The 24,423-nt window shown below is 62.8% G+C and carries 22 protein-coding genes and 2 riboswitches; of the genes, 19 read left to right on the forward strand and 3 right to left on the reverse strand.

Translation table 11 applies throughout. The annotated features are described in order from the left end of the window. The first annotated feature begins 38 nt into the window (after positions 1–38). From JYJ39_RS06590 to JYJ39_RS06680, 19 genes are all read left to right on the forward strand, one after another. Complete coding sequence (locus JYJ39_RS06590) at positions 39–716, forward strand: energy-coupling factor ABC transporter permease (RefSeq protein ID WP_205203053.1); 678 nt, start codon at positions 39–41, stop codon at positions 714–716. Next, on the forward strand, positions 713–1,051 hold the full coding sequence (locus tag JYJ39_RS06595; protein ID WP_205203054.1) for an energy-coupling factor ABC transporter substrate-binding protein: 339 nt from the start codon (positions 713–715) through the stop codon (positions 1,049–1,051). The genes JYJ39_RS06590 and JYJ39_RS06595 overlap by 4 nt, the downstream gene beginning before the upstream one ends. Beyond that, entirely contained in the window at positions 1,041–1,772 is a 732-nt protein-coding gene (gene cbiQ, locus JYJ39_RS06600) for a cobalt ECF transporter T component CbiQ (RefSeq protein ID WP_205203055.1), read from the forward strand. The genes JYJ39_RS06595 and cbiQ overlap by 11 nt, the downstream gene beginning before the upstream one ends. Beyond that, on the forward strand, positions 1,772–2,602 hold the full coding sequence (locus JYJ39_RS06605) for an energy-coupling factor ABC transporter ATP-binding protein (RefSeq protein WP_205203056.1): 831 nt from the start codon (positions 1,772–1,774) through the stop codon (positions 2,600–2,602). Before cbiQ ends, JYJ39_RS06605 begins: the two co-directional genes overlap by 1 nt. A gap of 40 nt (positions 2,603–2,642) precedes the next feature. Then, complete coding sequence (gene cobM / locus JYJ39_RS06610) at positions 2,643–3,452, forward strand: precorrin-4 C(11)-methyltransferase (RefSeq protein WP_205203057.1); 810 nt, start codon at positions 2,643–2,645, stop codon at positions 3,450–3,452. After that, positions 3,449–4,363, forward strand: a complete 915-nt coding sequence (locus JYJ39_RS06615) for a sirohydrochlorin chelatase (RefSeq protein WP_205203059.1) — start codon at positions 3,449–3,451, stop codon at positions 4,361–4,363. The genes cobM and JYJ39_RS06615 overlap by 4 nt, the downstream gene beginning before the upstream one ends. A 14-nt stretch (positions 4,364–4,377) precedes the next feature. Further along, on the forward strand, positions 4,378–5,049 hold the full coding sequence (locus JYJ39_RS06620) for a precorrin-8X methylmutase (protein ID WP_205203061.1): 672 nt from the start codon (positions 4,378–4,380) through the stop codon (positions 5,047–5,049). Further along, positions 5,046–6,200: a cobalt-precorrin-5B (C(1))-methyltransferase gene (locus tag JYJ39_RS06625; protein ID WP_205203063.1), complete on the forward strand. Its 1,155-nt coding sequence runs from the start codon at positions 5,046–5,048 to the stop codon at positions 6,198–6,200. Before JYJ39_RS06620 ends, JYJ39_RS06625 begins: the two co-directional genes overlap by 4 nt. After that, positions 6,197–7,477, forward strand: coding sequence for a precorrin-6y C5,15-methyltransferase (decarboxylating) subunit CbiE (gene cbiE / locus JYJ39_RS06630; protein WP_205203065.1), 1,281 nt, complete (start codon positions 6,197–6,199; stop codon positions 7,475–7,477). Before JYJ39_RS06625 ends, cbiE begins: the two co-directional genes overlap by 4 nt. Further along, a complete protein-coding gene (cobI, locus tag JYJ39_RS06635) occupies positions 7,474–8,274 on the forward strand; it encodes a precorrin-2 C(20)-methyltransferase (protein WP_205203067.1) in 801 nt (266 codons plus the stop codon). The genes cbiE and cobI overlap by 4 nt, the downstream gene beginning before the upstream one ends. 36 nt (positions 8,275–8,310) lie before the next feature. Further along, the gene (locus JYJ39_RS06640) at positions 8,311–9,054 is read left to right on the forward strand and encodes a cobalamin biosynthesis central domain-containing protein (RefSeq protein WP_205203069.1); all 744 of its coding nucleotides are present in this window, start codon (positions 8,311–8,313) and stop codon (positions 9,052–9,054) included. Continuing rightward, positions 9,051–9,446, forward strand: a complete 396-nt coding sequence (locus JYJ39_RS06645; RefSeq protein WP_205203071.1) for a cobalamin biosynthesis protein — start codon at positions 9,051–9,053, stop codon at positions 9,444–9,446. The genes JYJ39_RS06640 and JYJ39_RS06645 overlap by 4 nt, the downstream gene beginning before the upstream one ends. Continuing rightward, positions 9,443–10,429: a precorrin-3B C(17)-methyltransferase gene (gene cobJ, locus JYJ39_RS06650; protein ID WP_240189571.1), complete on the forward strand. Its 987-nt coding sequence runs from the start codon at positions 9,443–9,445 to the stop codon at positions 10,427–10,429. Before JYJ39_RS06645 ends, cobJ begins: the two co-directional genes overlap by 4 nt. Continuing rightward, positions 10,419–11,186 carry a uroporphyrinogen-III C-methyltransferase gene (gene cobA / locus JYJ39_RS06655; protein ID WP_205203073.1) on the forward strand — a complete coding sequence of 256 codons (768 nt, stop codon included), beginning with the start codon at positions 10,419–10,421 and terminating at the stop codon, positions 11,184–11,186. Before cobJ ends, cobA begins: the two co-directional genes overlap by 11 nt. Positions 11,187–11,209: 23 nt before the next feature. Continuing rightward, a riboswitch (cobalamin riboswitch) is annotated at positions 11,210–11,465 on the forward strand. A gap of 128 nt (positions 11,466–11,593) precedes the next feature. Then, positions 11,594–13,708 (forward strand): TonB-dependent receptor, encoded by a 2,115-nt coding sequence (locus JYJ39_RS06660; RefSeq protein ID WP_240189572.1) that lies wholly within the window; start codon positions 11,594–11,596, stop codon positions 13,706–13,708. A 1-nt stretch (position 13,709) separates the two neighbouring features. After that, positions 13,710–15,185: a PepSY domain-containing protein gene (locus JYJ39_RS06665; protein ID WP_205203075.1), complete on the forward strand. Its 1,476-nt coding sequence runs from the start codon at positions 13,710–13,712 to the stop codon at positions 15,183–15,185. A gap of 54 nt (positions 15,186–15,239) precedes the next feature. Continuing rightward, positions 15,240–15,495, forward strand: a riboswitch (cobalamin riboswitch). A 280-nt stretch (positions 15,496–15,775) separates the two neighbouring features. Beyond that, positions 15,776–17,062 (forward strand): cobyrinate a,c-diamide synthase, encoded by a 1,287-nt coding sequence (locus JYJ39_RS06670; protein WP_205203077.1) that lies wholly within the window; start codon positions 15,776–15,778, stop codon positions 17,060–17,062. A gap of 203 nt (positions 17,063–17,265) precedes the next feature. Then, entirely contained in the window at positions 17,266–20,520 is a 3,255-nt protein-coding gene (locus tag JYJ39_RS06675; protein ID WP_205203079.1) for a response regulator, read from the forward strand. Then, positions 20,517–21,476, forward strand: coding sequence for a diguanylate cyclase domain-containing protein (locus JYJ39_RS06680; RefSeq protein WP_205203080.1), 960 nt, complete (start codon positions 20,517–20,519; stop codon positions 21,474–21,476). Before JYJ39_RS06675 ends, JYJ39_RS06680 begins: the two co-directional genes overlap by 4 nt. A 159-nt stretch (positions 21,477–21,635) precedes the next feature. Here the strand turns inward: JYJ39_RS06680 and JYJ39_RS06685 are convergent, their stop codons facing one another. From JYJ39_RS06685 to JYJ39_RS06695, 3 genes are all read right to left on the reverse strand, one after another. Continuing rightward, on the reverse strand, positions 21,636–22,913 hold the full coding sequence (locus JYJ39_RS06685; protein ID WP_205203081.1) for a GGDEF domain-containing protein: 1,278 nt from the start codon (positions 22,911–22,913) through the stop codon (positions 21,636–21,638). Further along, the gene (locus JYJ39_RS06690; RefSeq protein WP_205203082.1) at positions 22,910–23,638 is read right to left on the reverse strand and encodes a substrate-binding periplasmic protein; all 729 of its coding nucleotides are present in this window, start codon (positions 23,636–23,638) and stop codon (positions 22,910–22,912) included. Before JYJ39_RS06690 ends, JYJ39_RS06685 begins: the two co-directional genes overlap by 4 nt. Before the next feature lie 394 nt (positions 23,639–24,032). Next, positions 24,033–24,423: integrase core domain-containing protein (locus JYJ39_RS06695; protein ID WP_205203083.1), on the reverse strand; the 391-nt coding region annotated here is incomplete at its 5' end.

Consider the following 24,423-nt stretch of genomic DNA (forward strand, 5'->3'; position numbering starts at 1 on the left):
GCTTCCCCGGTGTTTCTGAATGCTTCGGGGATGAAGTCATGCATATCATGGAAGGTTTTCTTCCAGTCGAGCACGCCCTCGGCTGGTCGCTGGCGTCGGCGCCGTTTCTGGCCTGGGGCGTGCATTCGGTGCGCCGGCAACTGCAGGCGCAGCCGGAGCAGCGCATGTTGCTCGGCGTTGCCGCCGCCTTTGCCTTCGTCCTCTCCGCGCTCAAGCTGCCATCGGTCACCGGCAGTTGCTCGCATCCCACCGGCGTCGGGCTCGGCGCGCTGTTGTTCGGACCGCTGGCGATGGTGCCGGTCGGTTTCGTCGTCCTGTTGTTCCAGGCGCTGTTGCTGGCGCATGGCGGGCTGACGACGCTCGGTGCCAATGTGTTTTCGATGGCCATCGTCGGGCCTTTCGTCGCCTTTGGATTGTTCCGCCTCGGTCGCCGCTGCGGCCTGTCGCTCGCCGTCTGCGTCTTTGCCGCCGCCTGCCTGGGCGATCTCGCCACCTATCTGACCACCGCCATCCAGCTGGCCTGGGCCTTTCCCGATCCGGCCGGCGGTTTTGCCGCCTCCTTGCTCAAGTTCGGCGGCATCTTCGCGATCACGCAGATTCCGCTGGCGATCAGCGAAGGGCTGCTGACGGTGCTCGTGGTCAATACCCTGACCCGCTTCAACGCTCAGGAACTGCAAGGGCTGCCGCTGTTCGCCGTAAACGGGGGCAAGGCATGAAGAAGCAGAATCTGTTGATTTTGGCCGCCGTCGTGCTGTTGACCGTGCTGCCGCTGTGGCTGGTGCCTTATCTGGGCATCGGCAGCGACGAGGGCGAGTTGTTCGGCGGCGCCGACGACAAGGCGCAACAGGCCATCGCTACCGTTGCGCCGGACTACCAGCGCTGGTTCGAGCCGCTGCTGGAACCCGCCAGCGGCGAAATCGCCTCCTTGCTGTTCGCCTTGCAGGCGGCGCTGGGGGCTGGCGTCATCGGTTACTGGCTGGGCTGCGCGGTAACCCGCGACAAGCTGCGCAAACAGGGCGAAGCAAGGGAGCAGGCGCCGCATGCTGATTGAACAGGCGGCCTACGCCAACCGCTGGCGCGGCGTCAGCCCGGCGGCCAAGGCGGCGTTCGCTCTGGCCGGGCTGCTGGCGGCTTTTGCCGCGGTGTCGCCGGGGGCGGCGCTGCGCTTGGCACTGTGTTCCGCTATGCTGACTTGCGTTGGTGCCGGCGTGCCGGCGGGCCTCTACCTGCGCGTCGCGGCGCCGGCGGTGGGTTTTCTTGCCTTGTCCTGCGTCGGGCTGCTGCTGGCGCTCGATCCCGACAGCGGCTGGCGCTGGGCGCCGGAAGCCTGGCCGCAGGTCGCCGCACTCGCCGGCCGTTCGCTCGCCGCGCTGGCGGCCTTGCTCGGGCTGGTGCTGACGACGCCGCTGTCCGACCTGATCGCGCTGCTGCGCCGCCTGCGCTGCCCGGCCGTGCTGCTCGACCTGATGGTGCTCTGCTACCGCATGCTCTTCATCTTCTCGCAGGCCGTACACGAGGTGCGCACCGCGCAGCAGGCGCGCCTGGGCGACGCGACGCTGCGCCACAGCCTGCGCTCGCTTGGGCAGCTCACGGCCAACCTGGCATTGCAGGTCTGGCAGCGCGCGCAGGCGTTGCATCTGGCGGCGCTGGCACGTAACGGCGACGGCAGCCTGCGCTTCCTGACGCCGCAGTTCGCCCACGCCGGGCGCGACACTGCGCTCGCCGTACTGGCCGGCGGCGGCCTGCTGATCCTGGCGCGGTGGGCGTCCTGATGCTGCTCGAAGCGCTTTCGCTCAGCCACCGCTACGCCGACGGCAGCCTCGGCCTCGACGGCTGTTCGCTGGCCATCCGCCGCGGCAGCCGCAATGCGCTGCTCGGCGCCAACGGTTCCGGCAAGACCACCTTGCTGATGCATTGCAACGGCCTGCTGCAACCGAGCGCCGGCAGCCTGCGCTTTGCCGGCGCGCCGCTCGACAGGAGCCGCGCCGGGCTGGCCGCCTTGCGCCGGCGGGTCGGGCTGGTTTTCCAGAATCCGGACCGCCAGTTGTTCTCGGCCAGTGTCGTCGAGGACGTGTCTTTCGGCCCGCTCAATCTCGGCCTCGACGAGGCGACGGTGCGCGGGCGCGTTGCCGAGGCGCTGGCGGCGGTAGGAATGAGCGAGCAGGCCGGGCGGCCGGTGCATCACCTCAGCTTCGGCCAGAAAAAGCGCGTTTGCATTGCCGGCGTGCTCGCCATGCAGCCGGAAGTGCTGCTGCTCGACGAGCCGATGGCCGGGCTCGACGCCGCCATGCAGCACGAGCTGCTGGCCGTGCTCGACCGCCTGGCGGGGCAGGGCATCACCATCGTGCTGTCCACGCACGACGTTGATTTCGCCTACCGCTGGGCCGACGACATCCATCTGCTTGCCGCCGGCCGCTGCCTCGCGTCCTTTGCCGCCGCCGAACTGCCGACGCAGGCCGAGGCGCTGAAACAGGCCGGGCAGCCGCTGCCGGCGGTGGTTGCGCTGCAAGGCGCGCTGGCCGCGCGCGGCATCGCCGCCGGCGCACCGGCCCGCAGCCTGGACGCGCTGCTGGCGCAACTTTCCCTGGAGGAAGCTCGATGAAATTTGCCCGATTTTGGCGGTTGACCGTGGGATTTTGCCGATGAGCGGAAAAATCTGGTTTGTCGGCGCCGGCCCCGGCGATCCCGACCTGATTACCGTCAAGGGGCGCAAGCTGCTCGAACAGGCGGGCGCCGTACTCTTCGCCGGTTCGCTGGTCGATCAGGCGGCGACGCTGTACGCGCCGGCCGGCTGCGAGATCCGCGACTCCAAGGACATGACGCTCGAAGAGATGACCGACTGGCTGCTCGCCGCCGCCGCCCGGCATGCAACCGTGGTCCGCCTGCAGACCGGCGACCCCGGCCTCTACGGCGCGCTGATCGAGATGACGCGGCCGCTCACCGCCGCCGGCATCGCCTGGGCCGTGGTCCCCGGCGTCTCCTCGGCGATGGCCTCGATGGCGGCGGCCGGCGAGACGCTGACCCTGCCGGAAGTGACGCAGACGGTGATCCTCACCCGCGTTGCCGGGCGCACGCCGATGCCGCCGGGCGAGGAACTGGAAGCCCTGGCTGCGCACAAAACCACGCTGTGCATCTACCTGTCGATCACGCTCTTGCACAAGGTGCAGGACGCGCTGCGCGCCGCCGGCTGGGCCGAGGATGCGCCGATTCTGGTCGTCCAGAAGGCGAGCTGGCCGGGCGAGGAAAAGATCGTGCGCGGCACCCTGGCCGACATCAAGCAGCGCTGCCAGGCCGCGAAGATCGGCAGCCAGGCGATGATCGTCGCCAGCCCGACGCTGGGCGCCGCCGACTGGACGGACCTGGTGCGCTCCAAACTCTACGACCCTGCCTTCGGCCATCGATTCCGCAAGGCGGCCGCTACCCCAGTTATTTCTCAGGAGCTCCCGTCATGAATACGGATACCACCATTCTCCTAGTTGCCCACGGCTCGCGTGGCCGCGACGGCAACAAGGAAACAATCCACTTCGCCGCCCAATGGCGGGAGCGTCATCCCGGTTGGCGGATTGAGGTTTGCTTCATCGAGCATGCCGAAATCTTGCTGGAGGAAGGACTGGATCGCGCCGCCCAAGGGGCGCGGACGGTGGTTGCCATTCCCTTCATCCTCAACGCTGCCGGCCACGTCAAGATGGAATTGCCGGCGGCGGTGGAAGCGGCCCGCGCCCGACATCCCGCAGTCAAGTTCGTTCTTACTCGCCATCTCGGCATGGGACGCGAGATTTTTGCTGTCCTGCAAGCCCAGCTCGACCGTCAGATGAAGCAATTGGCCGTGCCCGACCCGCAAACCACCGGCGTCATCCTGCTTGGGCGTGGCTCGTCGGATGCCGGCGCCAACGGCGAACTGGCCAAGATGGCGCGCTGGCTGTACGAGGAAAATGAGCATGAACTGGTCGACCTCGCCTTTACCGGCGTCACCTGGCCACGGCTGGAAAGCGTCGTGCAGCGGCAGGCACGGCTGGGCATGATGCAGATCGTCATCATCCCGGTCTATCTGTTCACCGGCGTACTGATCGAGCGCATCGGCGAGCAGGTGGCCCGTTTGCGCCATCAGTATCCTCAGATTGCCTTCGGCCTGGGCAGCCATTTCGGTTTCGACGACGGAATCTTTCAGCTGCTCGATGCCCGGGTCTCGTCCGATGCTCAGGTTGGCGACATGCTCGAATGCGACGGCTGCAAGTACCGGGAACTGGCTGAGGCAGAGCATTTGCACGACCACAGCCACACCGCCATCGGTTGCGCCCAGCATGGACATCGTGAGCACAACACTGCTCACGAACATCATGGCTGTGCCCACAGCCACGCCTGATCAAGGGGAGAAACATGACCAACACCATTACCGAACAACTGACCGCCGCCGGCCGGGCCATCGAACACGATTCCTTTGCCGTTATCGACGCGGAAGCCGGTCCGCACAGCTACACCGATGAGCAGTGGCCGCTGGTGCGCCGCATGATCCACGCCAACGCCGATTTCGAGTTCAATGGCCTCACCGCTTTCCACCCGGATGCGATGCAGGCCGGCATGCACGCCGTGCTGAAGGGCGGCACGCCCATCGTCGCCGATGTCGAGATGATCTGCGTCGGCCTGTCCAAGCCGCGCTTGCAGCATTTCGGCCTGAGCACGCACCACTACATTTCCGACGAAGATGTCATCGAGGCCGCCAAGGCCGCCGACACGACCCGCGCCGTGCAGGCGATGCGCAAGGCGCAGCGCCTCGGTAAGCTCGACGGCGCCATCGTCGGCATCGGCAACGCACCGACCGCGCTGATCGAACTGGTCCGTCTGATCCGCGAGGAGGGCGTGCGCCCGGCGCTGGTTGTCGGCATGCCGGTCGGCTTTGTCTCGGCGGCCGAATCGAAGGATTTGCTGATGACCGTCAATGAAGTGCCCTGGGTGGCGATCAAGGGCCGCAAGGGCGGCTCGACGCTGGTTGTCGCTGCCATTCACGCCATGCTCTCGCTGGCCGAAGCGGCACAGAAAAAGGCCGCATGAGCACCGCTGAAAAACCCGCCAAGGTCCGCAAGGGCGACGGCAAGCGCGCGCGCGGCAATCGCACCGGCTTCACCACCGGCGCCTGTGCCGCGGCGGCGGCGCGCGCCGCCAGCCTCGGCCTGCTGCTGGGCGAAGTGCCGGAGGCCATCGTCAGCCGCCTGCCCAACGGCCAGGACCAGGCCTTTCCAATACTCGACGGCAGCGTCGAGAAAGCGGCCGGGCTGGCGCACGCCGTCGTCGTCAAGGATGCCGGCGACGACCCGGATGCGACCAACGGCGCCCACCTGACCGCCGACGTCCGCCTGCTGCCGCACCGCGCCGGCGAGATCGTGCTCAAGGGCGGTGTGGGTGTCGGCGTGGTGACCAAGGAAGGGCTGGGCCTGGAAGTCGGCGGGCCGGCGATCAATCCGGTGCCGCGCCGCAACATTCTCGACAACGTGCGCGCCGTCGCTGGCGAACTACTCGAACACGACGGCCTAGAAGTGAGCATTTCGGTGCCCGGCGGCGACGAGATGGCGAAGAAGACGCTGAACGCCCGCCTCGGCATCCTCGGCGGCATTTCCATCCTCGGCACCACCGGCATCGTCCGCCCGTACTCGACCGCCGCCTTCCGCGCCAGCGTCGTGCAGGCGGTCGATGTCGCGGCGAAGCAGGGGCAGACCAGCGTGGTGTTCACCACCGGCGGGCGTACCGAAAAGTTCGCCATGCGCCAGTTGCCCGAACTCGACGAATCCTGTTTCGTGCAGATGGGCGACTTCGTCAAGGCGGCTTTCTCCAGCGCCGTCAAACACAAAACGCCCCGGATCTATGTTGGCGCGATGGTCGGCAAGCTGACCAAGATGTGTCAGGGCTTATCGGTAACCCATGCCTGGAAGGCCGAAATCGACCGCGACATCCTTGCCGAATCGGCCCGGGAAGTTGGTGCGCCGGCCGACCTGGTCGAGGAAATTCGCGCTGCGGAAACGGCGCGCTTTGCCGCCGAACGGCTGGCTGTGCTTGGCCTGGCCGAAGCCTTCCATCGCCAGTTGGCGAAAAAAGCCATTCGCAGCTTGAAGGGGCAATACCCGGGCAATTACCACCTCACCGTGCTGGTCTGTGATTTCGAAGGGCAGTTCATCTGCCGAGTGGACGCAGCGGAGGCGCTGGCATGAGCGTCAGCATTATCGGTATCCTCGACGACGGTTGGGCTGGACTTGCCGATCCAGCCCGCCAGGCCTTGCAGCAGGCGGAGCTGGTGATCGGCGTTGGGCGCACGCTCGAACTGGTCCGCCCGTATCTGGCGCAGGCCGATTTGCGAGACATGGATGGGGCGCTCACCCGGTGCCCGGAATGGATCAAGTCGGCGCTTGCCAGCGGCCAGTCGGTTGCTGTACTGGCGACCGGCGACCCGCTGTGCCATGGCATCGCCACCTATTTGCTGGACAAGCTGGGGCATGACGGCGTGCGCATCCTGCCGGCACCGTCGACCCTGCAAATCGCTTTCGCCCGCTGGCAGAAACCGTGGCACGACGTTGTGCTGGCCTCATGCCACAGTGCGGATGCCGGCGAATGGCTGCCGGGCGCGGGGCCAGTGCATGGCCTCTATCCGCTGATGCGGGCAATTGCGCTGAACCGGCGGGTTTTTGCCTTTACTAGCCCGGACAACGACCCGTCCCGCCTGGCCCGTGCCCTGTTGAGCATGGGTTATGACGACGATGTCCGGCTTTCCGTAGCCTGCCGGCTACTGCTGGACGATGAAGTCATCTACACCGGGTTAACGCTGGCCAAGGCGGCCTACATGCAGTTTCCCGGGCCTTGCGTCGCGCTGGTTGAGCGTAGCGGCGATGCAAACATGCCCGGTTTCGGTCTGGAGGATCTCGAATACATCCAGCGTACCCCGGAAAAGGGCCTGATCACCAAGCAGGAAGCCCGTGCCCTGTCGCTTGCCAAGCTGCGTCTGCGGCCGGATGCCGTGGTCTGGGATATTGGCGCCGGTTCCGGTTCGGTCGGCCTCGAAGCTGCCCGGCTGGCGCCATACGGTCATGTCTGGGCGATCGAGAAAAACGCGGCCGATGCGGCCAACGCGCGGGCTAACGCCGCGCAATTCCGCGTCGGTAACTACACGCTGCGGGAAGGCAAGGCCCCGGCCGGACTCGATGCCTGGCCGGACCCGGATGCCGTGTTTATCGGCGGCTCGGGCGGCGAACTCGGGGAACTGATCAAGCTGATCAGCAAACGCCTGAAGCCGGGCGGCCGCCTGGTGATGAATTTCGTGACGCTGGAAAACCTTGCCACGGCAACGGCGACGCTCAAGGAGATCGACGCCGCCTGGGATGTCGTCCAGCTGCAAGCCAGCCGCAGCCAGCCCATTCTCGACATGCACCGCATGGCGGCACAGAACCCGGTCTGGGTTGTGAGCGCCTGGCATCAAGACAAGGAGAACGAATGACTCAACAAAAATGCTACGGCAAGCTGATAGGTGCCTCCCTCGGCCCCGGCGACCCCGAACTGATCACCCGCCGCGCCTGGGCGGCGCTGCAATCCGGCGCGCGCTGGCTGTACCCGGTGAAGAAGGCCGAGGAATCCTCCTACGCTTTGTCCATCGTCGCCCGCGGCGGTATCGCCGTGCCGGACGACGCAGTCGAATTGGTCTTTCCGATGACCCGCGATGCCGAGATTCTGGCCAAGGCCTGGGCGCGTGCCGCCGAGCAGACCGTCAAACTCCTCGCCGAAGGCCGTGACCTGGTGTTCCTGGTCGAAGGCGACGCCTCGACCTTCGCCACCTTCGGTCACCTGGCACGCGTCGTGCGCGAACGGGTGCCTGAAATCGAAGTCGAGACCATTCCCGGTGTTTCCTCTTTTGCTGCCGCTGCTGCTACGACCGGGGTGACGCTGGCCGAGGAAGATGAAACCTTCGCCATTATTCCTGCCGCCTACGGGGTCGAAGTCATTAGCCATCTCCTCGATGAGTTCGACACCCTGGCGCTGCTCAAGGTCAAACCGCTGGTGGATGAAGTCGTCGACCTGCTGGAGCGTCGCGATCTCCTGGCGACCACGGTCTTTGTCGAAAAGGTTGGCGCGCCGGATGAGCGCATCGTGCGCGACGTCAGCCGCCTCAAGGGCGAGAAGGTCAATTACCTGTCGCTCATGCTGGTACAGAATCCGAAACGCGTGCGCGGCGAATTGCGCCGTGGCTGCCGCAAGCGTAAGGAAGCCGGCGACGCCTCAGCAACGCCCGCTGCCTGAAAACCCATAACCCGACTCCGATAGAGCATCCACTTCATGAAAATCGCCGTCGTCTCGATTACCAAACACGGCATCGCGCTGGCCGGCAGAGTCATCGCCGCGTTGCCGGGCGCCGCCTTGTTCTGCCCTGAGAAATTCCGCGTCGCAGCGGAAACCGCAGCCCCCGGCGCTGCCCATTGCTACACCGGCAAGGTCGGCGATCAGGTGCCGGCACTGTTCGCCGCCTTCGACGGCATCGTCTGCATCGTCTCGCTTGGTGCCGTCGTCCGCCTGATCGCGCCGCATCTGAAAAACAAGGAGGAGGATCCGGCCGTGGTCGTCATCGATGAAGCCGGAAAGTTCGTCATCCCCGTGCTCTCCGGCCATCTCGGCGGAGCCAACCAACTGGCTGGGCATCTGGCAACTGCTCTCGGTGCCACGCCGGTGTTGACCACCGCTTCGGATGCCCGCGAAACCCTTGCCGTCGACCTGCTGGGCCGCGAACTGGGTTGGAAATTTGAGGCGACGCACGAGGAGATCGTTCACTGCAGCGCTGCCATGGTCAATGACGAACCTGTAGCCCTGGTGCAGGAATGCGGTAGCCCGGACTGGTGGGTCAGGCACGCCAATGGCCGTAGTGGACCGCTGCCGGCTAACGTGACGTGCTTTTCCCAGCTGGAACACGTCGCCCCCGATCAGTTCGCTGCCGTGCTGTGGATCAGCCAGCGGACGATGCCGGCTGCTTACGTCCGCCAACTTGCCGGCCGGCAAGTGACTTATCGGACAGAAGACGCAGCATGAATATCGCCCTCGGTCTGGGGTGTGACCGCGACACCCCGGCTACGACCATCCTGCAGGCGATTGAGCAAGCCCTGACGTTAGCCGGCGCCAGACTGGCTGACGTGCGAGCCGTTGCCTCGATCGACCTCAAGGCTGACGAGAGCGGACTGGCTGAAGTCGCAGAGCGTTATGGCTGGACCATCCGCTTTTACCCGGCCAGCCAACTCGCCACGGTCGCGGTGCCGAATCCCTCGGAAACCGTCCGTAAGCACACTGGTACCCCCTCGGTTTCGGAGGCAGCGGCAATTCTCTGTGCCGGTGCCGAGCAAACCGATCTACTCATCGAGAAACACAAGTTGCGCGGCCCTGACGGCCGCAATGCCACTGTCTCCATTGCAAGGATTCCCCAATGAACGCATCAGCAAACACGGCTCAACACGGCAAGATCATGCTCGTCGGCCTCGGCCCGGGCAGTCACGACCACCTGACGGTCCGAGCCCGGACGGCGATCGCCGAAGCCGACACGGTGATCGGCTACGTCACCTACATCCGCCTTGTCGCCGATCTGATCGAGGGCAAGGAGGTCATCAAGAAATCAATGACCGAAGAGCTCGATCGCGCCATAGAGGCGCTGGAACGGGCACGGCAGGGCAAGAAAGTGGCCTTGGTGTCGTCCGGTGATGCCGGTGTGTACGGCATGGCTGGCCCCACCTTCGAGGTGCTGTTCCAGGCCGGGTGGACGCCGGATTCCGGCATCGAGGTCGAGATCGTCCCCGGCGCCTCGGCGATCAATACCTGCGCCGCTCTCGTCGGCGCGCCGCTGACCCACGATTTCTGCGCCATTTCCTTATCGGATCTGCTCACCCCGTGGCCGACCATCGCCCGCCGCCTCGACGCCGTCGCCTATGCCGATTTCGTCGTCGCCCTGTACAACCCGAAGAGCGGCCGGCGTACCCAGCAGATCGTCGAGGCCCAGCGTCTGTTCCTGCGTCACCGCGATCCGCAGACGCCAGTTGCCATCGTCAAGTCCGGCTTCCGGCCGAAGCAGCGCATCGAATTCACTACTCTCGACAAGATGGGCGAGGCCGACATCGGCATGCTGTCCACGGTGTTGATCGGCAATTCCAATACCTTTATCAAGCATGGTCTGATGGTTACGCCACGCGGCTATGCCAACAAGTACGCCATTGAAGAAGGTGAGCGCAATACGTACGCCGGTGAGCAGGCCGGTCGTTCCTTGTCCACTGGGCTCAGCGGCTGGATGGCGACGATCCAGGAGAGCGGCAAGAGCGTTGCCGAACTGGCTGCCGAATACCGCCTGCCGGAAGAGTACATCGCCGCCGTCCTGCAAACCGAGCTGCCGCCGGAAGGCGAGGAGAACGCCCTTGAAGGCTGAACGTGCGGTGAGTGGACGCGGGCAGGTGGCTTTGGTCGGCGCTGGCCCCGGTGACCCGGAACTGCTGACGCTGAAGGCTTTGCGCCTGTTGCGCCAGGCGGAGGTGGTGGTGTACGACAACCTCGTGGCACCGGAGATCCTCGATTTTGCCCCCTCAACTACCGAGCGGATCTACGTTGGTAAGGCGGCAGGTAAGCACACCTTGCAGCAAGAAGAAATTTCGCAATTGTTACTCGAACAGGCTCGTGCTGGCCGCCGTGTCGTCCGGCTCAAAGGCGGAGATCCCTTCGTTTTCGGGCGTGGTGGAGAGGAGATGGAATTGCTGCTCGCAAACGGCATTCCGGTCGACATCGTGCCCGGCATCACCGCAGCGCTCGGCGCGGCCGCTGCTTTCGGTTTTCCGCTGACGCACCGCGAACACGCGCAGAGCTGCGTCTTCGTCACCGGCCATCTCAAGGATCACAGCATCAACTTGAACTGGACGGCGCTGGCCCAGGCGAACCAGACCATCGTCATCTACATGGGCGTCAAGGGCCTGGAGACGATCAGCGCGCAGTTGCAGGCCGCCGGCCTGCCCGGTGAAACGCCGGCCGCATTGATCTACAGGGCGACCTGGCCGGAGCAACGTATCTACCCGAGCCGGCTTGACCTCCTGCCTGAAACGGCAAAGGAATTCGCCGTGAAACCGCCGACTCTGCTGGTCATTGGCAGCGTCGTCACGTTGCTCGACAAGGAGAAACTGCACACCGGAATTTAAGGAATTTCTGGCTGGACTCGTCCAGCCGGATCAAGGTAACAGGTGCCCGCCGCCGCAAGGCGTCGGGTGAAACGGGAACGGGGTGCGCGACCGACACGGTCGCAATGCCCCGGCTGCCCCCGCAACGGTAAGTCAGTGCGGATGCATCACGGCGACTCGCAGGAGCCGCCAGCCACTGGCCGGCAACGTGGCATTGCCCAGCAATGCGCGCGAACCGGTTGGGAAGGCGATGCCTCAAGACTGATCAGCCCGGAGACCGGCCTGTTGCTTCGGGTCGCCCTGCCGCAAGGCGGTGCGACGCTATGTAACGAGACCGTCCGCGGGGTGCGGAGGGCTGCGTACACCCCACGCCAGGGAGTGTGGAAAGCAGCCCACCGCGTGGACGGTCGAACCAGGGAGTTTGACCTATGCAGTACCTTCATATTTCAGCATCCAGACGCTTTCCCTCGCCATCGCAATTATCAATCGCCGTGCTCGCTGCGCTGGCGACCATGGGTTCAGCCTGTGCCGACACCCAACTCGCCCCCGTCGAAGTGACGGCCGAGCGCGAAGCCAGCAGCCTCGGCCTTGACCAGGCGAGCACCACCGGTAGCCGTACCGGCGTCACCGTGCGCGAACTGCCGGCGAGCATCGAAAGTGTCGATAGCGCAACTACCCAGGAACGCGGCGATTACACGATCATGGATGCCATTACCCGTGCCACCGGCGTCAGCGGCGTCGGTTCCGGCGGCAACGGTACGATGTCCTTTTCGACACGCGGTTTCAGCGGCACCAATTCGGTCGGCCTGGCCGAGGATGGCATGCGCCTGTCGACCGGTGCCGGCACCCAGAATTACCCGAACGATAGTTGGGGCTACGAACGCATCGAAGTGTTGCGCGGGCCGGCCTCGGTGGTCTATGGCAGCGGTACCGTCGGCGCCACGATCAACGCGGTGCGCAAGGCGCCAAGCCGCACAGCCAGCGCCGAAGCCTTGTTCGGCATCGGCACCGACGGCACTGGGCGCATCGGTCTGGGCGGTACCGGGGCGCTCGGCGAGATCGCCAGCTTCCGTGTCGACGCCTATGGCCACACTACCGACGGACAGCGCGACCTGGGCAATGCCAGCGGCAGCAAGCTGTTGACGACGCTGCGCCTGCAGCCGAGCAGCGACCTGCGCTTCGAGCTACTCGCCGACTACAGCAAGCAGAACCCGGAACGTTACTGGGGCACGCCGAACGACAAGGGCCGCATCGTTTCCAGCCTGCGTAACGAGAACTACAACGTCAGCGATGCCATCATCGGCTATGAAGACAAGCGCCTGCGCGGCCGCGTCGAGTGGCAGGCCAACGACTGGCTGACCCTGCGCGACGAGGTGTATTACTTCGAAGCCAACCGCCACTGGAAGAATGTCGAGCAGTACAGCCTGAACGCCGCAGCCGGCACGGTCAACCGTTCGGATTACCTCGAAATCAGGCACAACATGGATCAGACCGGTAACCGCCTGGAGGCCGGCATCCGCACGGAGCGCCATCGGGGCGTCATCGGTTGGGAGGTGGCCCGGGTGAATTTCCGCCACAGCAACAATTCGCCTTATGGCGGCGCGTCGACCGTATCGGCCGGCAACCCGGCGCATGGCGCCTGGTCCAGCCCGGACCCGACGCTGGCCAAGTTCGACACCCGCTCGACCCTGCAAGCCTTGTACGCCGAAGACGCCTGGCAATTCGCCAACCAGTGGCTGCTGATGGCTGGTATCCGGCACGATGTCGCCGACGTGTCGCGCGACGAACTGGTCAACGGCACCGATTTCGACAAAACCCTGCGCGGCAATGCCTGGCGCCTTGGCCTGACTTATCAACTGAGCCCGGCCACCAGCCTGTACGCCCAGGCCAGTACCGGTCACGATCCGGTGACCAGCATCATCACGATGAACCTGAGCAACAGCAACTTCACACTGACCAAGGGTAAGCAGGTCGAAACGGGAATCAAGCAGAGCCTGGGCAACGGCCTGGGCGAATGGACGGCAGCGCTGTTCCGCATCGACAAGGACGACATCATCACCCGCGATCCGGTGAACCCGGCGCTTTCGGTACAGGGTGGCAGCCAGCACTCACAGGGCATCGAGCTGAGCGCCGCGCTGACGCCGTGGAAGAACTGGCGCTTTGAAGGCAACTTCACCGTGCTACGCGCCCGCTACGATGAATTGCTCGAAGCCGGGGGCGTCGACCGTTCCGGCAAGCGGCCGACCGGCGTGCCGGAACAAGTCGCCAACCTGTGGGCGCATCACCGCCTCGGTCCGGTGCTCGCCTCGCTGGGCGGACGCTACGTCGGCAAACGTTATGCCGACAACGCCAATAGCGTGGTCCTGCCGGCTTACAGCGTTGTCGATGCCGCACTCGCCTGGACGTATGACCAGCGGACGACACTGCGCCTGCTCGGCCGCAACCTGACCGACAAGGTCTACGCCACGACCTCGTATGGCAGCCAGCAGTTTGTGCTGGGCCAGGGGCGCAGCTTCGAACTCGTCGCCGAACTGAAGTTCTGACATGAACCAGGCGAAATTCGCGCGTTGGCTGCATCTGGGCCATCGCTGGTTGGGCATGACACTGGGGCTGATGCTGCTGCTCTGGTTCGTGTCCGGCGTGGTGATGCTTTTTGTCGCCCGGCCGCAGTTGACCGATGCCGAACGGCTCGCCGCACTGCCGGCGCTGGCCACCGAGCGCGTCCGGATTTCGCCGCTCACCGCCTGGCAGGCCCTCGGCCTGACGGGCTGGCCGGAGGTCGTCCGCCTGAACATGGCGGGAGATCGTCCGGCCTATCGCTTTTTTGCACAAAACCGCTGGTCGACCGTCTATGCCGACGATGCCAGCCACTTCAGCGCACCCGACACGGCGCAGGCACTGCGCCTTGCCGCCGCCTATCTCGGCGACACCGGCGTTGCTGCCGTCACACCGCTGGCGCTCGACCAATGGACGGTTTACCGCCAGTTCGACGCCTGGCGCCCTTTCCTGCGCATCGAACTGGCAGATGGCCGGGATTACTACGTCTCGACCGGCAGCGGCGAAGTCGTACTCGACACGAACCGGTCCGAGCGGGCCTGGAACTGGATCGGCAGCGTCGTGCATTGGCTGTATTTCACCCCCTTGCGCCAGCACGGCGAACTCTGGCGCGGTCTGGTACTGTGGATCAGCTTTGCCGCCCTGCTCATGGCGCTGGCCGGTCTGTACCTGGGCTGGCAACGTCTGCGCCTACGCACGCCTTACCCCGGTGGACGCCGAACGCCCTATCGCGCGGCGTGGAAATACTGGCATCACCTGCTCGGTCTCAGCGGCGGGGTATTCGTCATTACCTGGCTGCTCAGCGGCTGGCTGTCTCTGGCCCCGCTTGGCCTGGCCAGTGGCATTTATGCGACGCCGGCCGAGCAGCAACAACTGGCCGGTGGCGAGTTGAGCGCCGACATTCTCGACTGGCTGCCCGAAATCACCCCGGCAACGCGGGAAGTCGACTGGCTGCGCTTTGCCGGTAAGCCACTGGCCCGGCTGCACCAATCCGCTGGTGAACAAGTCATCATCGAACGCAACGGACGCCGCCGCCACCAGCTCGAACTTGATGAAATCGCCCTTGCCGCGTCCGCGTTACGGCCCGGTACGACACAGCAAGCACAGTGGCTGACCGAGCCGGATCAACGTTATTTCTCGCTGCGCCACCAGACGCGCAGCTTTCCCGTGGCCCGCCTTCGCTTCAACGACAGTGAGCACAGCGTCTTCTACATCAACCCGCAGAACGGCCGCATCGTTATGCAAGCCAATCGCCACGACACTGCCTTCCGCTGGTTCTACCAGGCGCTACACCGCTTCGACTTTGCCCCCTTGCTGACCCAGGCCTGGCGCCGCGATGCGCTGATCATCATTCTTTCTCTGATGGGCGGCGCGCTCTGTCTGAGCGGCTGCGTCCTTGGCTGGCGAAGGCTGTTTCGGCAAAGCAGGTCCGCACTAGGGCGGAACGCTCCGCTACCCGAATAAATCGCAAAGGAAAACCAGAACCAAGCTTTAAGAAATTCCCGGCCGGATGCGTCCAGCCGGATCAAGGTAACAGGTGCCCGCCGCCGCAAGGCGTCGGGTGAAACGGGAACGGGGTGCGTGACCGACACGGTCGCAATGCCCCGGCTGCCCCCGCAACGGTAAGTCAGTGCGGATGCGTCACGGCGACTCGCAGGAGCCGCCAGCCACTGGCCGGCAACGTCGCATTGCCCAGCAATGCGCGCGAACCGGTTGGGAAGTCGATGCCTCAAGACTGATCAGCCCGGAGACCGGCCTGTTGCTTCATGTTGCCCAGCCCCAAGGCAGGGCGGCGTTGTGTAACAAGACCGTCCGCGGGGTTGCGGCGGGACTGCGTACCCCCACGCCAGTGAGCGTGACAGGCAGCCCACCGTGTGGACGGTCGAACTAGGGGTTTCGCGCTCAAGGCAAGACGGCGGAGTAGCCGCCTGAGTTGAGAGGCACACCGTCCGTACTCGCCGCTGAGCACGCACGTCGTGTTCAGCGGTATCTTGCCGTATCTTGCCTTTTTGTAAGCGTCTATCATCGCAACTTCACACCAGACACGACACAACATGCCATCCTGCCCAGCTCTTCTTATCGCAGCCCCCGCTTCTGGCCAGGGCAAGACCACTGTCACCGCCGCCCTGGCACGCCTGCATAGCCGGCAGGGCAGACGGGTCACTGTTTTCAAGTGCGGCCCTGATTTTCTTGACCCGCAAATACATGCTTTCGCCAGTGGCCGCCCCTGCCAGAACCTCGATCTCGGCATGTGCGGCGAAGCTGATGCCCGCTGGCGCCTGGCCCGTGCTGCAGCCGATTCGGATTTGATCCTGATCGAGGGCGTGATGGGTTTGTTCGACGGCCAGCCGTCGGCAGCTGACATTGCCGAGCGCTTTGGTATCCCAATCATGGCCTTGATCGATGCCGGAAAAATGGCACAGACTTTCGGTGCCATTGCCCACGGCCTGGCCAGTTACCGCCCCAGCCTGCCTTTTGCCGGTGTGATGGCCAACCGCGTGGGAAGTGCACGCCATGCTGACATGCTCAGAGAGAGCCTGCCGCGCGGCATGGGGTGGTTCGGCGCGCTGCCAAAGAGGGGTGACAGTCTGCCGGAACGGCATCTTGGCCTACTCCAAGCAGAAGAAATTACCGACCTCGGAGAGCGCCTGGAAAAATTGGCCGATGCCTTGGCCGCAAGCACCGGGCTGGATCTGCCGGCACCAGTCGATTTTGCCGATACTCCGGCTCCAGCCATACCGCCCATGCTCGCAGGCAGGACTGTTGCCATTGCGCGCGATATTGCCTACGGCTTCATTTATCCGGCCAATCTGGAGATCCTTCAACAGCTTGGCGCCGAGCTGCGGTTTTTCTCGCCAGTTACTGGCGACAAGTTACCGGATTGCGATGCGGTTTGGCTGCCAGGAGGTTACCCGGAACTACATGCGGCCGCACTGACCAATAATTCCGCCCTGTGGGCCGCACTACGCGCCCATGTGGCAGCCGGCAAGCCGCTACTTGCCGAGTGTGGCGGCATGATGAGCCTGTTCGAGGAGGTTGTGGACAAGGCCGGAATTACCCATCGCTTCGGTGGACTACTGGCGGGCAGGGTGGTCATGCAGCAGCGCTTGGCCGCACTCGGAACACAGTTCGCAGACCTGCCGGAAGGGCGCCTTTCTGGCCATACCTTCCACTACTCGCAATGTGAAACCCCGCTGTCACCCCTTGTCCGGGCCAGCAAAGGTAATGGGGAGAAAGGCGAGGCGATCTATCGCCAGAATCGTCTGACAGCTTCGTATATGCATTTTTATTTTCCATCCAATCCGCTAGCGGTTGGATCCCTGATGAACCCAGGAGGTTGACTCGTTGGAGAGTCGAGCGGCAAGAGCAGGTTGATCTTCTTCCTTCGTCATGAAAAATGCAGCAATTGGCCGTCAAGAGGCTGGCTGAATCTCATGGCGTGATAGCGCTGCCGCCTGGAACTTCTGTCGCGGATTTCACCTAACGAGCCATTCCCGCTCAGACTGAGCATGGGTCTTCGATCACGTCACGCTATACTCCGAACATGCCGGACACCCAACGCACCGCTCCGTTATCTCGCTACGCTATCGAGTGGCTGCTGCTTGGCAGCGCTTTGCTGGTGGTTGCGCTGATCATCGGCCACTTCATGTCCGAGATGCGCAAGGATATCGAGACTCGCGAACGTGATCGACTGACGGTGCAGGCACGTGTGATTCACGATGCGCTGGAACGTCAGATCGACACCATCAACCGGACGCTTGTCGGCATTCGCGACGAATTGCCACAGTGGCGCTCGGAACCGGATGGCATGGTGCAGGCTCAACGCAGGCTCAAGGCTTTTGCCGACGCCATGCCGGCAGTGCGTACGCTGTTGATACTCGATGCCAAAGGTGACGCGATAGCCTCCAACCAGGACGTGCTCATCGGCCGGAATTTCGCTGAACGCGACTACTTTCAGGTTGCTGCGCGCAACCCGAATGTCGACACGCTGTATCTTGCCCCGCCTTTCAGAACCGTCCTTGGTGCATTCGGAATGAACATGGTGCGCATGCTGCGCGGTGCCAACGGCGAATTCGCCGGTATCGTCAGCGCCACGCTCAGCCCGGACGAGTTGACGCGCACGCTCGAATCGGTGCGTTATGCCCCGGATATCTGGGCTGCACTGGCCCATGGCGATGGCAAACTCTTCCTGATTGCCCCGTTGCAGGACGAACTGCTGGGAGTGGATCTGGCCAAGCCGGGGTCACTGTTCTCTCGCCATCTGGATAGCGGGAAATCGACCAACATCATGACCGACAGGGTGATGCTCACTGGTCAGCGGCGCATGATGGCGCTTCACACCGTACAGCCTCCCGCCCTGAAGATGGATAAACCCGTCGTTGTCGCCATCAGTCGCGATCTCGATGCGATGTACGTGCGTTGGCGCGAAGAAGCCACCCTGATTGGTGGCATTTACGTGCTACTCGTCGCGATCACCGTGCCCGGCCTGTACCTGACCCAGCGCCGCCGTCGCGAGGCAGACGCGGAAACCGAGGCTGCACACGCCGCACTGGCCCAGCGTACCCACGAAGCGGAAGCGGCCAGTCGCGCCAAGAGCGAATTCGTCGCCAACATGAGTCACGAGATTCGCACGCCGATGAACGCCGTGCTCGGCTTGCTGCAACTCATGGAGCTCACCGGCCTGGACGCACGCCAGCGCGACTACGTGCACAAGGCCGAGGGGGCGGCACGTGCGTTGCTGGCCATCCTCAACGACATCCTCGACTTTTCCAAGGTCGAGTCCGGCAAGCTGGAACTGGACGACACACCTTTTCGTCTCGACGAACTGCTGCGCAATCTTTCTGTGGTGTTGTCTTCAACCTTGCAGCACAAGGAGGTTGAAGTGCTGTTCCAGATCGATCCTGCCGTGCCGCGCGCACTGCGCGGCGACGGCCATCGCCTGCAGCAGGTGTTGCTCAATCTGGCCGGCAATGCCATCAAATTCACCGAGCGTGGCGAGGTGGTGATCGGTCTGACCTTGCTGGAAGCCACGCCAGACCGCGTGCGCATCGAGTTCTCGGTGCGCGATACGGGTATCGGCATTGCTGCCGACCGCCTGGATGCCATATTTGAAGGCTTTACCCAGGCCGAATCCTCGACCACGCGACGTTTCGGCGGCACCGGCTTGGGGCTGGCGATCTGCCGCCGCCTGGTGCGCTTGATGGGAGGTGATCTGGTGGTGGAAAGCACACCCGGCCAGGGCAGCCACTTTCATTTCACCGTCGATTTCCGCCGCGACGCAGCAACCAGTGCATTGGAACGTACGGTGGCGGCGGAAAATGACAGGCAACCTGCCTTGCGTGTGTTGATCGTCGATGACAATGCCACGGCTCGCGAAGTACTTGCCGCCATGGTCACCTCCTTCGGCTGGCAGGCCGAGACGGCAACAGGTGGTGCCGAAGCCATCCAGCGGCTGGAAGCGGCAACCGCCGCAGGGCAGTCGTTCGACATCCTCTGCGTCGACTGGATCATGCCCGGCATGGACGGTTGGGAAACCATCCAGCACATTCGTGCACTTAATGCGGGACGCCTGCCGGCAATTCTGATGATCACCGCTCATGGCCGCGAACTGATTGCCGAACGGCTCGGCGAGGCAACGAATCCGCTGGACGGTTTTCTCGTCAAACCGGTCACACCCTCGATGCTCTTCGACGCCGTGGCGCAGGCAACGCACGGCGCATCGGTGACGGTGGATCGTCGTGCCGCGTCAAGCTTGCCGGCCGGTCAGCCGCTTGCCGGCCTGCGCATCCTCGTGGTCGAGGACAATCTGCTCAACCAGCAAGTCGCACGTGAACTTCTTGCCCATGCCGGGGCCGAGATCGAGGTAGCCGGCGATGGTGAGCAGGGTATCGAGTGCGTCCGTCGTGCCGTGGTGCCTTACAGCGCGATCCTGATGGACATCCAGATGCCGAAAATGGACGGTTACACCGCAACCCGGGTACTACGCCAGGATATGGCGGTCGTCACGCCGATCATCGCGATGACCGCCAATGCTCTGCCGTCCGACCGCGAGGCGTGTCTCGCCGCGGGTATGTCTGACCATATCGGCAAGCCCATCGATGCTCGCGAGCTGATCGGTCTGTTGTTGCATCATTGCCGCAATGCAGCTGCGGGAAACGATGCTCTGCCTGCATCGGCATTTGCCGCACCCTTGCCGGAACTGCCGCCCCAGCCGGAAGGCTTCGATTTCGCTGCCGCGCTGGGGCGCCTTGATGGCAATTCCTCCCTGTTTGCCAGTCTTGCCCGGCGCTTCGGAAAGGATTGTGCGGCGCTTGTTACGGCTGCACAGACCGCACTCAAGCAAGGTGACCGGACAGCTGTCGCGCGCGAAATCCACACCCTCAAGGGACTGGCGGCAACGCTTGGCGCCACGGCACTGGCGCGCCAGGCTGCCGCAGCAGAAGCCGCCTTCGCCGTACCCAGCGGCACCAGCGACGACACAGAACACCTTGCACAACTCGCTAGCGAAATTGATGCGAGTGTCGCCACCTTAATTGCCGCGGCCGACGTATTCGACCCGCCGCATCCCACGGAAAGTGTGTCGCTCGACAGGGAGCGACTGCTCGAACACCTTGCCGAACTGGATGCCTTGCTCGCCGAACAGAACATGCGCGCACTCGATGTCTTTGCCACCCTCAAGCGCGAGGCGGACGATACGCTTGCCGACAGCCTGGCAACCCTCGACGACGCGTTGTTCAAGCTCGATTTTGCCGCTGCACGCGAAACGACGGCCCATCTGAAGGGAATACTGTTGCAATGATGCCTGCCTACAATCTACCGCCGGAGTTTCGTGCGCTGGCGACGCTGCCGGAGCGCCCGCGCCTGCTGGTGGTTGACGACCAGCCAATCAATATCCAGACGCTGTACCAGATATTTCATGCGGATCACGAAATCTTCATGGCTACGAGTGGTGATCAGGCGCTCGCCTTTTGTCGTGACAACATACCCCCTGATCTGATTCTCCTCGATGTGGTCATGCCTGGCATGGACGGCATTGAAGTTTGTCGGCGGCTCAAATCCGACCCGGCGCTCGCTGATATTCCGGTGATTTTTGTCACGGCGCGTTCCGATCCAGCGGACGAGGCCGGCGCTCTGGCCGCGGGAGGAGTGGACTTCATCGCCAAGCCGGTGAATCCGGCCGTAGTGCGTGCTCGTGTCAAGACGCATCTCACGCTCAAAGCGCAGACCGATCTGCTGCATTCGCTGGTTTTTATCGACGGACTGACTGGTGTTGCCAATCGTCGCCGCTTCGACGAAGCCTTGCAGATCGAGTGGCGTCGTTGCCGGCGCAGCAACACGCCGTTGACGTTGTTGATGATCGATATCGACCATTTCAAACGTTACAACGACTATTACGGCCACCAGACCGGCGATGCCTGCTTGCAGAAAGTTGCTGCCAGCCTCAGGGCCGGCCTCAAGCGTGCGCAAGATCTAGTCGCACGCTATGGTGGCGAGGAGTTCGTGTGCCTGATGCCCGAATGCGACCACCCCGCCAGCCAGAACAAGGCTGAAGAATTGCGTGCGGCCGTGGTGGCACTGGGTATTCCCCGCGCGGACTCGCCCACCGCGAACTGTGTGACGCTGAGCATTGGCGTCGCTGTCATGCAACCCAACGGCGAAAATGCCCCTGAAGCGCTCATCGCGGCGGCTGACGCGGCCCTCTATGAAGCGAAGCGCAACGGCCGGAACAGGGTGACTGCGTCACTTTCTGCGTAGTGCAAGCGATTAGCGGGTCGTTAAGCCTGCCTGGCTTGTCTGGCAGTCTTTTGAGGTTGCTTGGTCCCGCTTCTTTTCGCACCCGCTCAGCTGGACAGAAGCATAAATTCAACGACGCCTGATGGCTGACGTCAAAATGGTCGTTTTCATTCATCCGCCTCAGATGGCTTGCTCGCTGACAACCTGGTCGCGACCGTTTTCCTTGGCACGGTATAGGGCTTCATCGGCACGTTGAAGCAGGCACTCGTAGCGGGTTTCGTGCTCTGCAAGAAGTGCCGTCCCTATGCTTACGTTGTATTGGATTTGCTCGCCGTCGCAGTCTATGGATTGTTGGTGCACCACCCCCAGTATCCTTGTGGCTACCTCGATAGCGCCATCCTGCGAGGTATTCGGTAACAGCAAGGCAAATTCCTCTCCCCCCAGCCTTGCAAGCATGTCCGTAGCGCGCAATAGTTCGCCGACGGCACCGGCAAAGTTACGCAGCACCTCATCACCTGCCGCATGCCCCCAGGTATCGTTGATTCGCTTGAAGTGATCCAGATCCATCATCAATAGTGACAGTGGAATGTTTTCGCGGCGGGCCCGCTGGATTTCGATTTGAATTCGTTCGACGAAGTGCCGGCGATTGGCGATGCCGGTGAGTGGATCCGTGCGCACTAATTGCTCCAGTTGCTGATTGGCCAACTGAAGGTCGTAAGTACGATCAACCACTTGCTTCTCCAGCCTCCTGTTTATGGCCTCCAGCTCCGAGTAATGGGCAATTCGCTCCTCATCGAGCCGTTGCAACATTCGATTGAATGCGGTTTCTAGTTCTGTCAATTCGTTTGCTTGTACCTGTTGCAGGTCAAGGTGATGTTTGTCTCCCAACGAATCGAGGTCAATTGCGCTCACGGCATCCGTGAGTTTCTGGAGGGGTACGCCTAGACGGCGCCGAAAGGCCCAAAGAAACAGCATCGTCAGGACAGTGCTCTTGATCAGAGCGCTGAATGCAATCATCTGAAAGCCGACGCGCAGGCGCTCGAAGACAACGTCCCCCGTGGCTGCAAAACTGACATCTGCCAGAAATATCTCCTCGCCGGAGAATTGATGTGCGAGCTTAAAGGTGTGAGTGATCTGGCCACCCAGTGCGCTTTGCACCACATCGTCAATCAATGGCCGCCCACGGGCATCGACCACGCGCATGCTGGAGATGATGGGCAAATCGATGATGCCCTGGTGCAATGCTTCCAGCTGCTCGTGATTGAGTTCCCACAGGGCGGTCGTCAGCGCGGGGGAAAAAGTGCGTTCGACACTGCTCAGTTCAGTTTCGATTGTCTTGCGGGTATGAACGTACTCGATGCCCATCTGGGCCAATGTGACCAACAGAGTAATCGCAAAATAGATCGACAGTACGGCTTTCAGTAGTTGCCAAGATAGCGCCTGCGCTCCGTTTTTCATTGCTGAACGGTGAAATACTCTTCGATGTACTTGCGATAGATAGCCTGGTAGCGGCCATCACGGCGCATGGCAGCCAGTTCGCGGTTGAATGTATCGCGAATCCCGGCATCGATAAAAGCAGTCTTGTAGGGCGTCGGGGGAAACAGCGGAGCAGCCTCGAATTCGATGGTGCGCGGGATCTTGCCTTCAGCAATCAGCTTTTCCCGATAGAAGCGAAAGATACTCTCATCCATCACCGCCACATCGATGCGGCCGAGCAGCAGCATCAAAGTCTGGGTTTCCTGATTGGCCATTTCCTTGTAGTTTGGATTGCTTGTTGCGATCTGGCCAAATGCTTCACCCAAATACTTATGTGCATTCTGGAAAGCAACGACAGTCATGCTGTTGAGGTCTTCAAGCTTCTGCAATTTGATTTGGCGTTTTTTCAGGGTGAAGGCGCGATTGTGGTACTGCATGAAATCAACCGAGTAGTTGGCCTTTAATCCGGAATTTTCACGGATGATCGCGGTACCATCGACTCGTTGTTCGGCAAACATCTCAAAACCGCGCCCAATCGGGACATAGATGGGCACAATCGAATGGCCACCGGCTTTTAAAGCCTCTCGCACAATGTCGACCACAATGCCCGTACCATTCTCGAACACATAAGGGGGCGTGTATTGGGAGAAGATGATCTTCAGCTCGCGGGATTGGGCTTGGCTGCCAAATATGGCGAGGCAAATCATGAATAAAACTCGCAGTAGCCGGGAGTGCACGTTAATTCGACGCTATTCGTAAAATTTCGGGTAGGTGCAGCAGTATATCGCCCTTCGCTTCTGGACACTGTAAAGCTTTCGTTCTGCTCGGGCTACGAATGACCGAAGTGAAGTGCGGTGGTCCCGGTCGTTTGGACAGCCACCGGGCTGGAATAAGCTAAGGCCGGTGCCGGGGTTTTGGTTTTGACTTTCCCGGATTTTATAACGATTGGCTTGAGCACTGTGGAGCTTGTGGGCAGCCGCCGACCTGTGGGCAAGCGTTGGGCAACGCATAGCGTTGTCCACGGTTTGTCCATAGGGGACCGCGCTGACGCGGTCAGGCGGGAACCGGCGTAATAAATCCACAGTGCATTGCTTTTGCATTTCAGGCCGCCTGCGCCTGGGCTTTGGCCAGCGCACCGAAGTAGGTTTCGTCCGGTGTCTGCCAGTTCAGCGACTGATGCGGTCGGCGGCGGTTGTACCACTCGAAACACTCGGTCAGACTCCGTTTCTGCTCGATACCGTTCTCACAGGGACGCAGATAGACCCATTCGTGTTTGACCGTCCACCACAATCGCTCGACAAAGATGTTGTCATGACAACGACCGCGCCCGTCCATGCTGATCTGGATGCCTTGTGCCTTCAACACATCCGTGAATTCCGCGCTGGTGAATTGGCTGCCCTGGTCGGTGTTGAAGATCTCCGGTGTGCCATAGCGGGCCAGCGCCGCCGTGCAGAAGTCGGTGGTCAGCGTGTTCGATAACCGCCAGGCCAGT

This window comes from Azonexus hydrophilus, assembly GCF_905120355.1.
Lineage (GTDB): Bacteria > Pseudomonadota > Gammaproteobacteria > Burkholderiales > Rhodocyclaceae > Azonexus.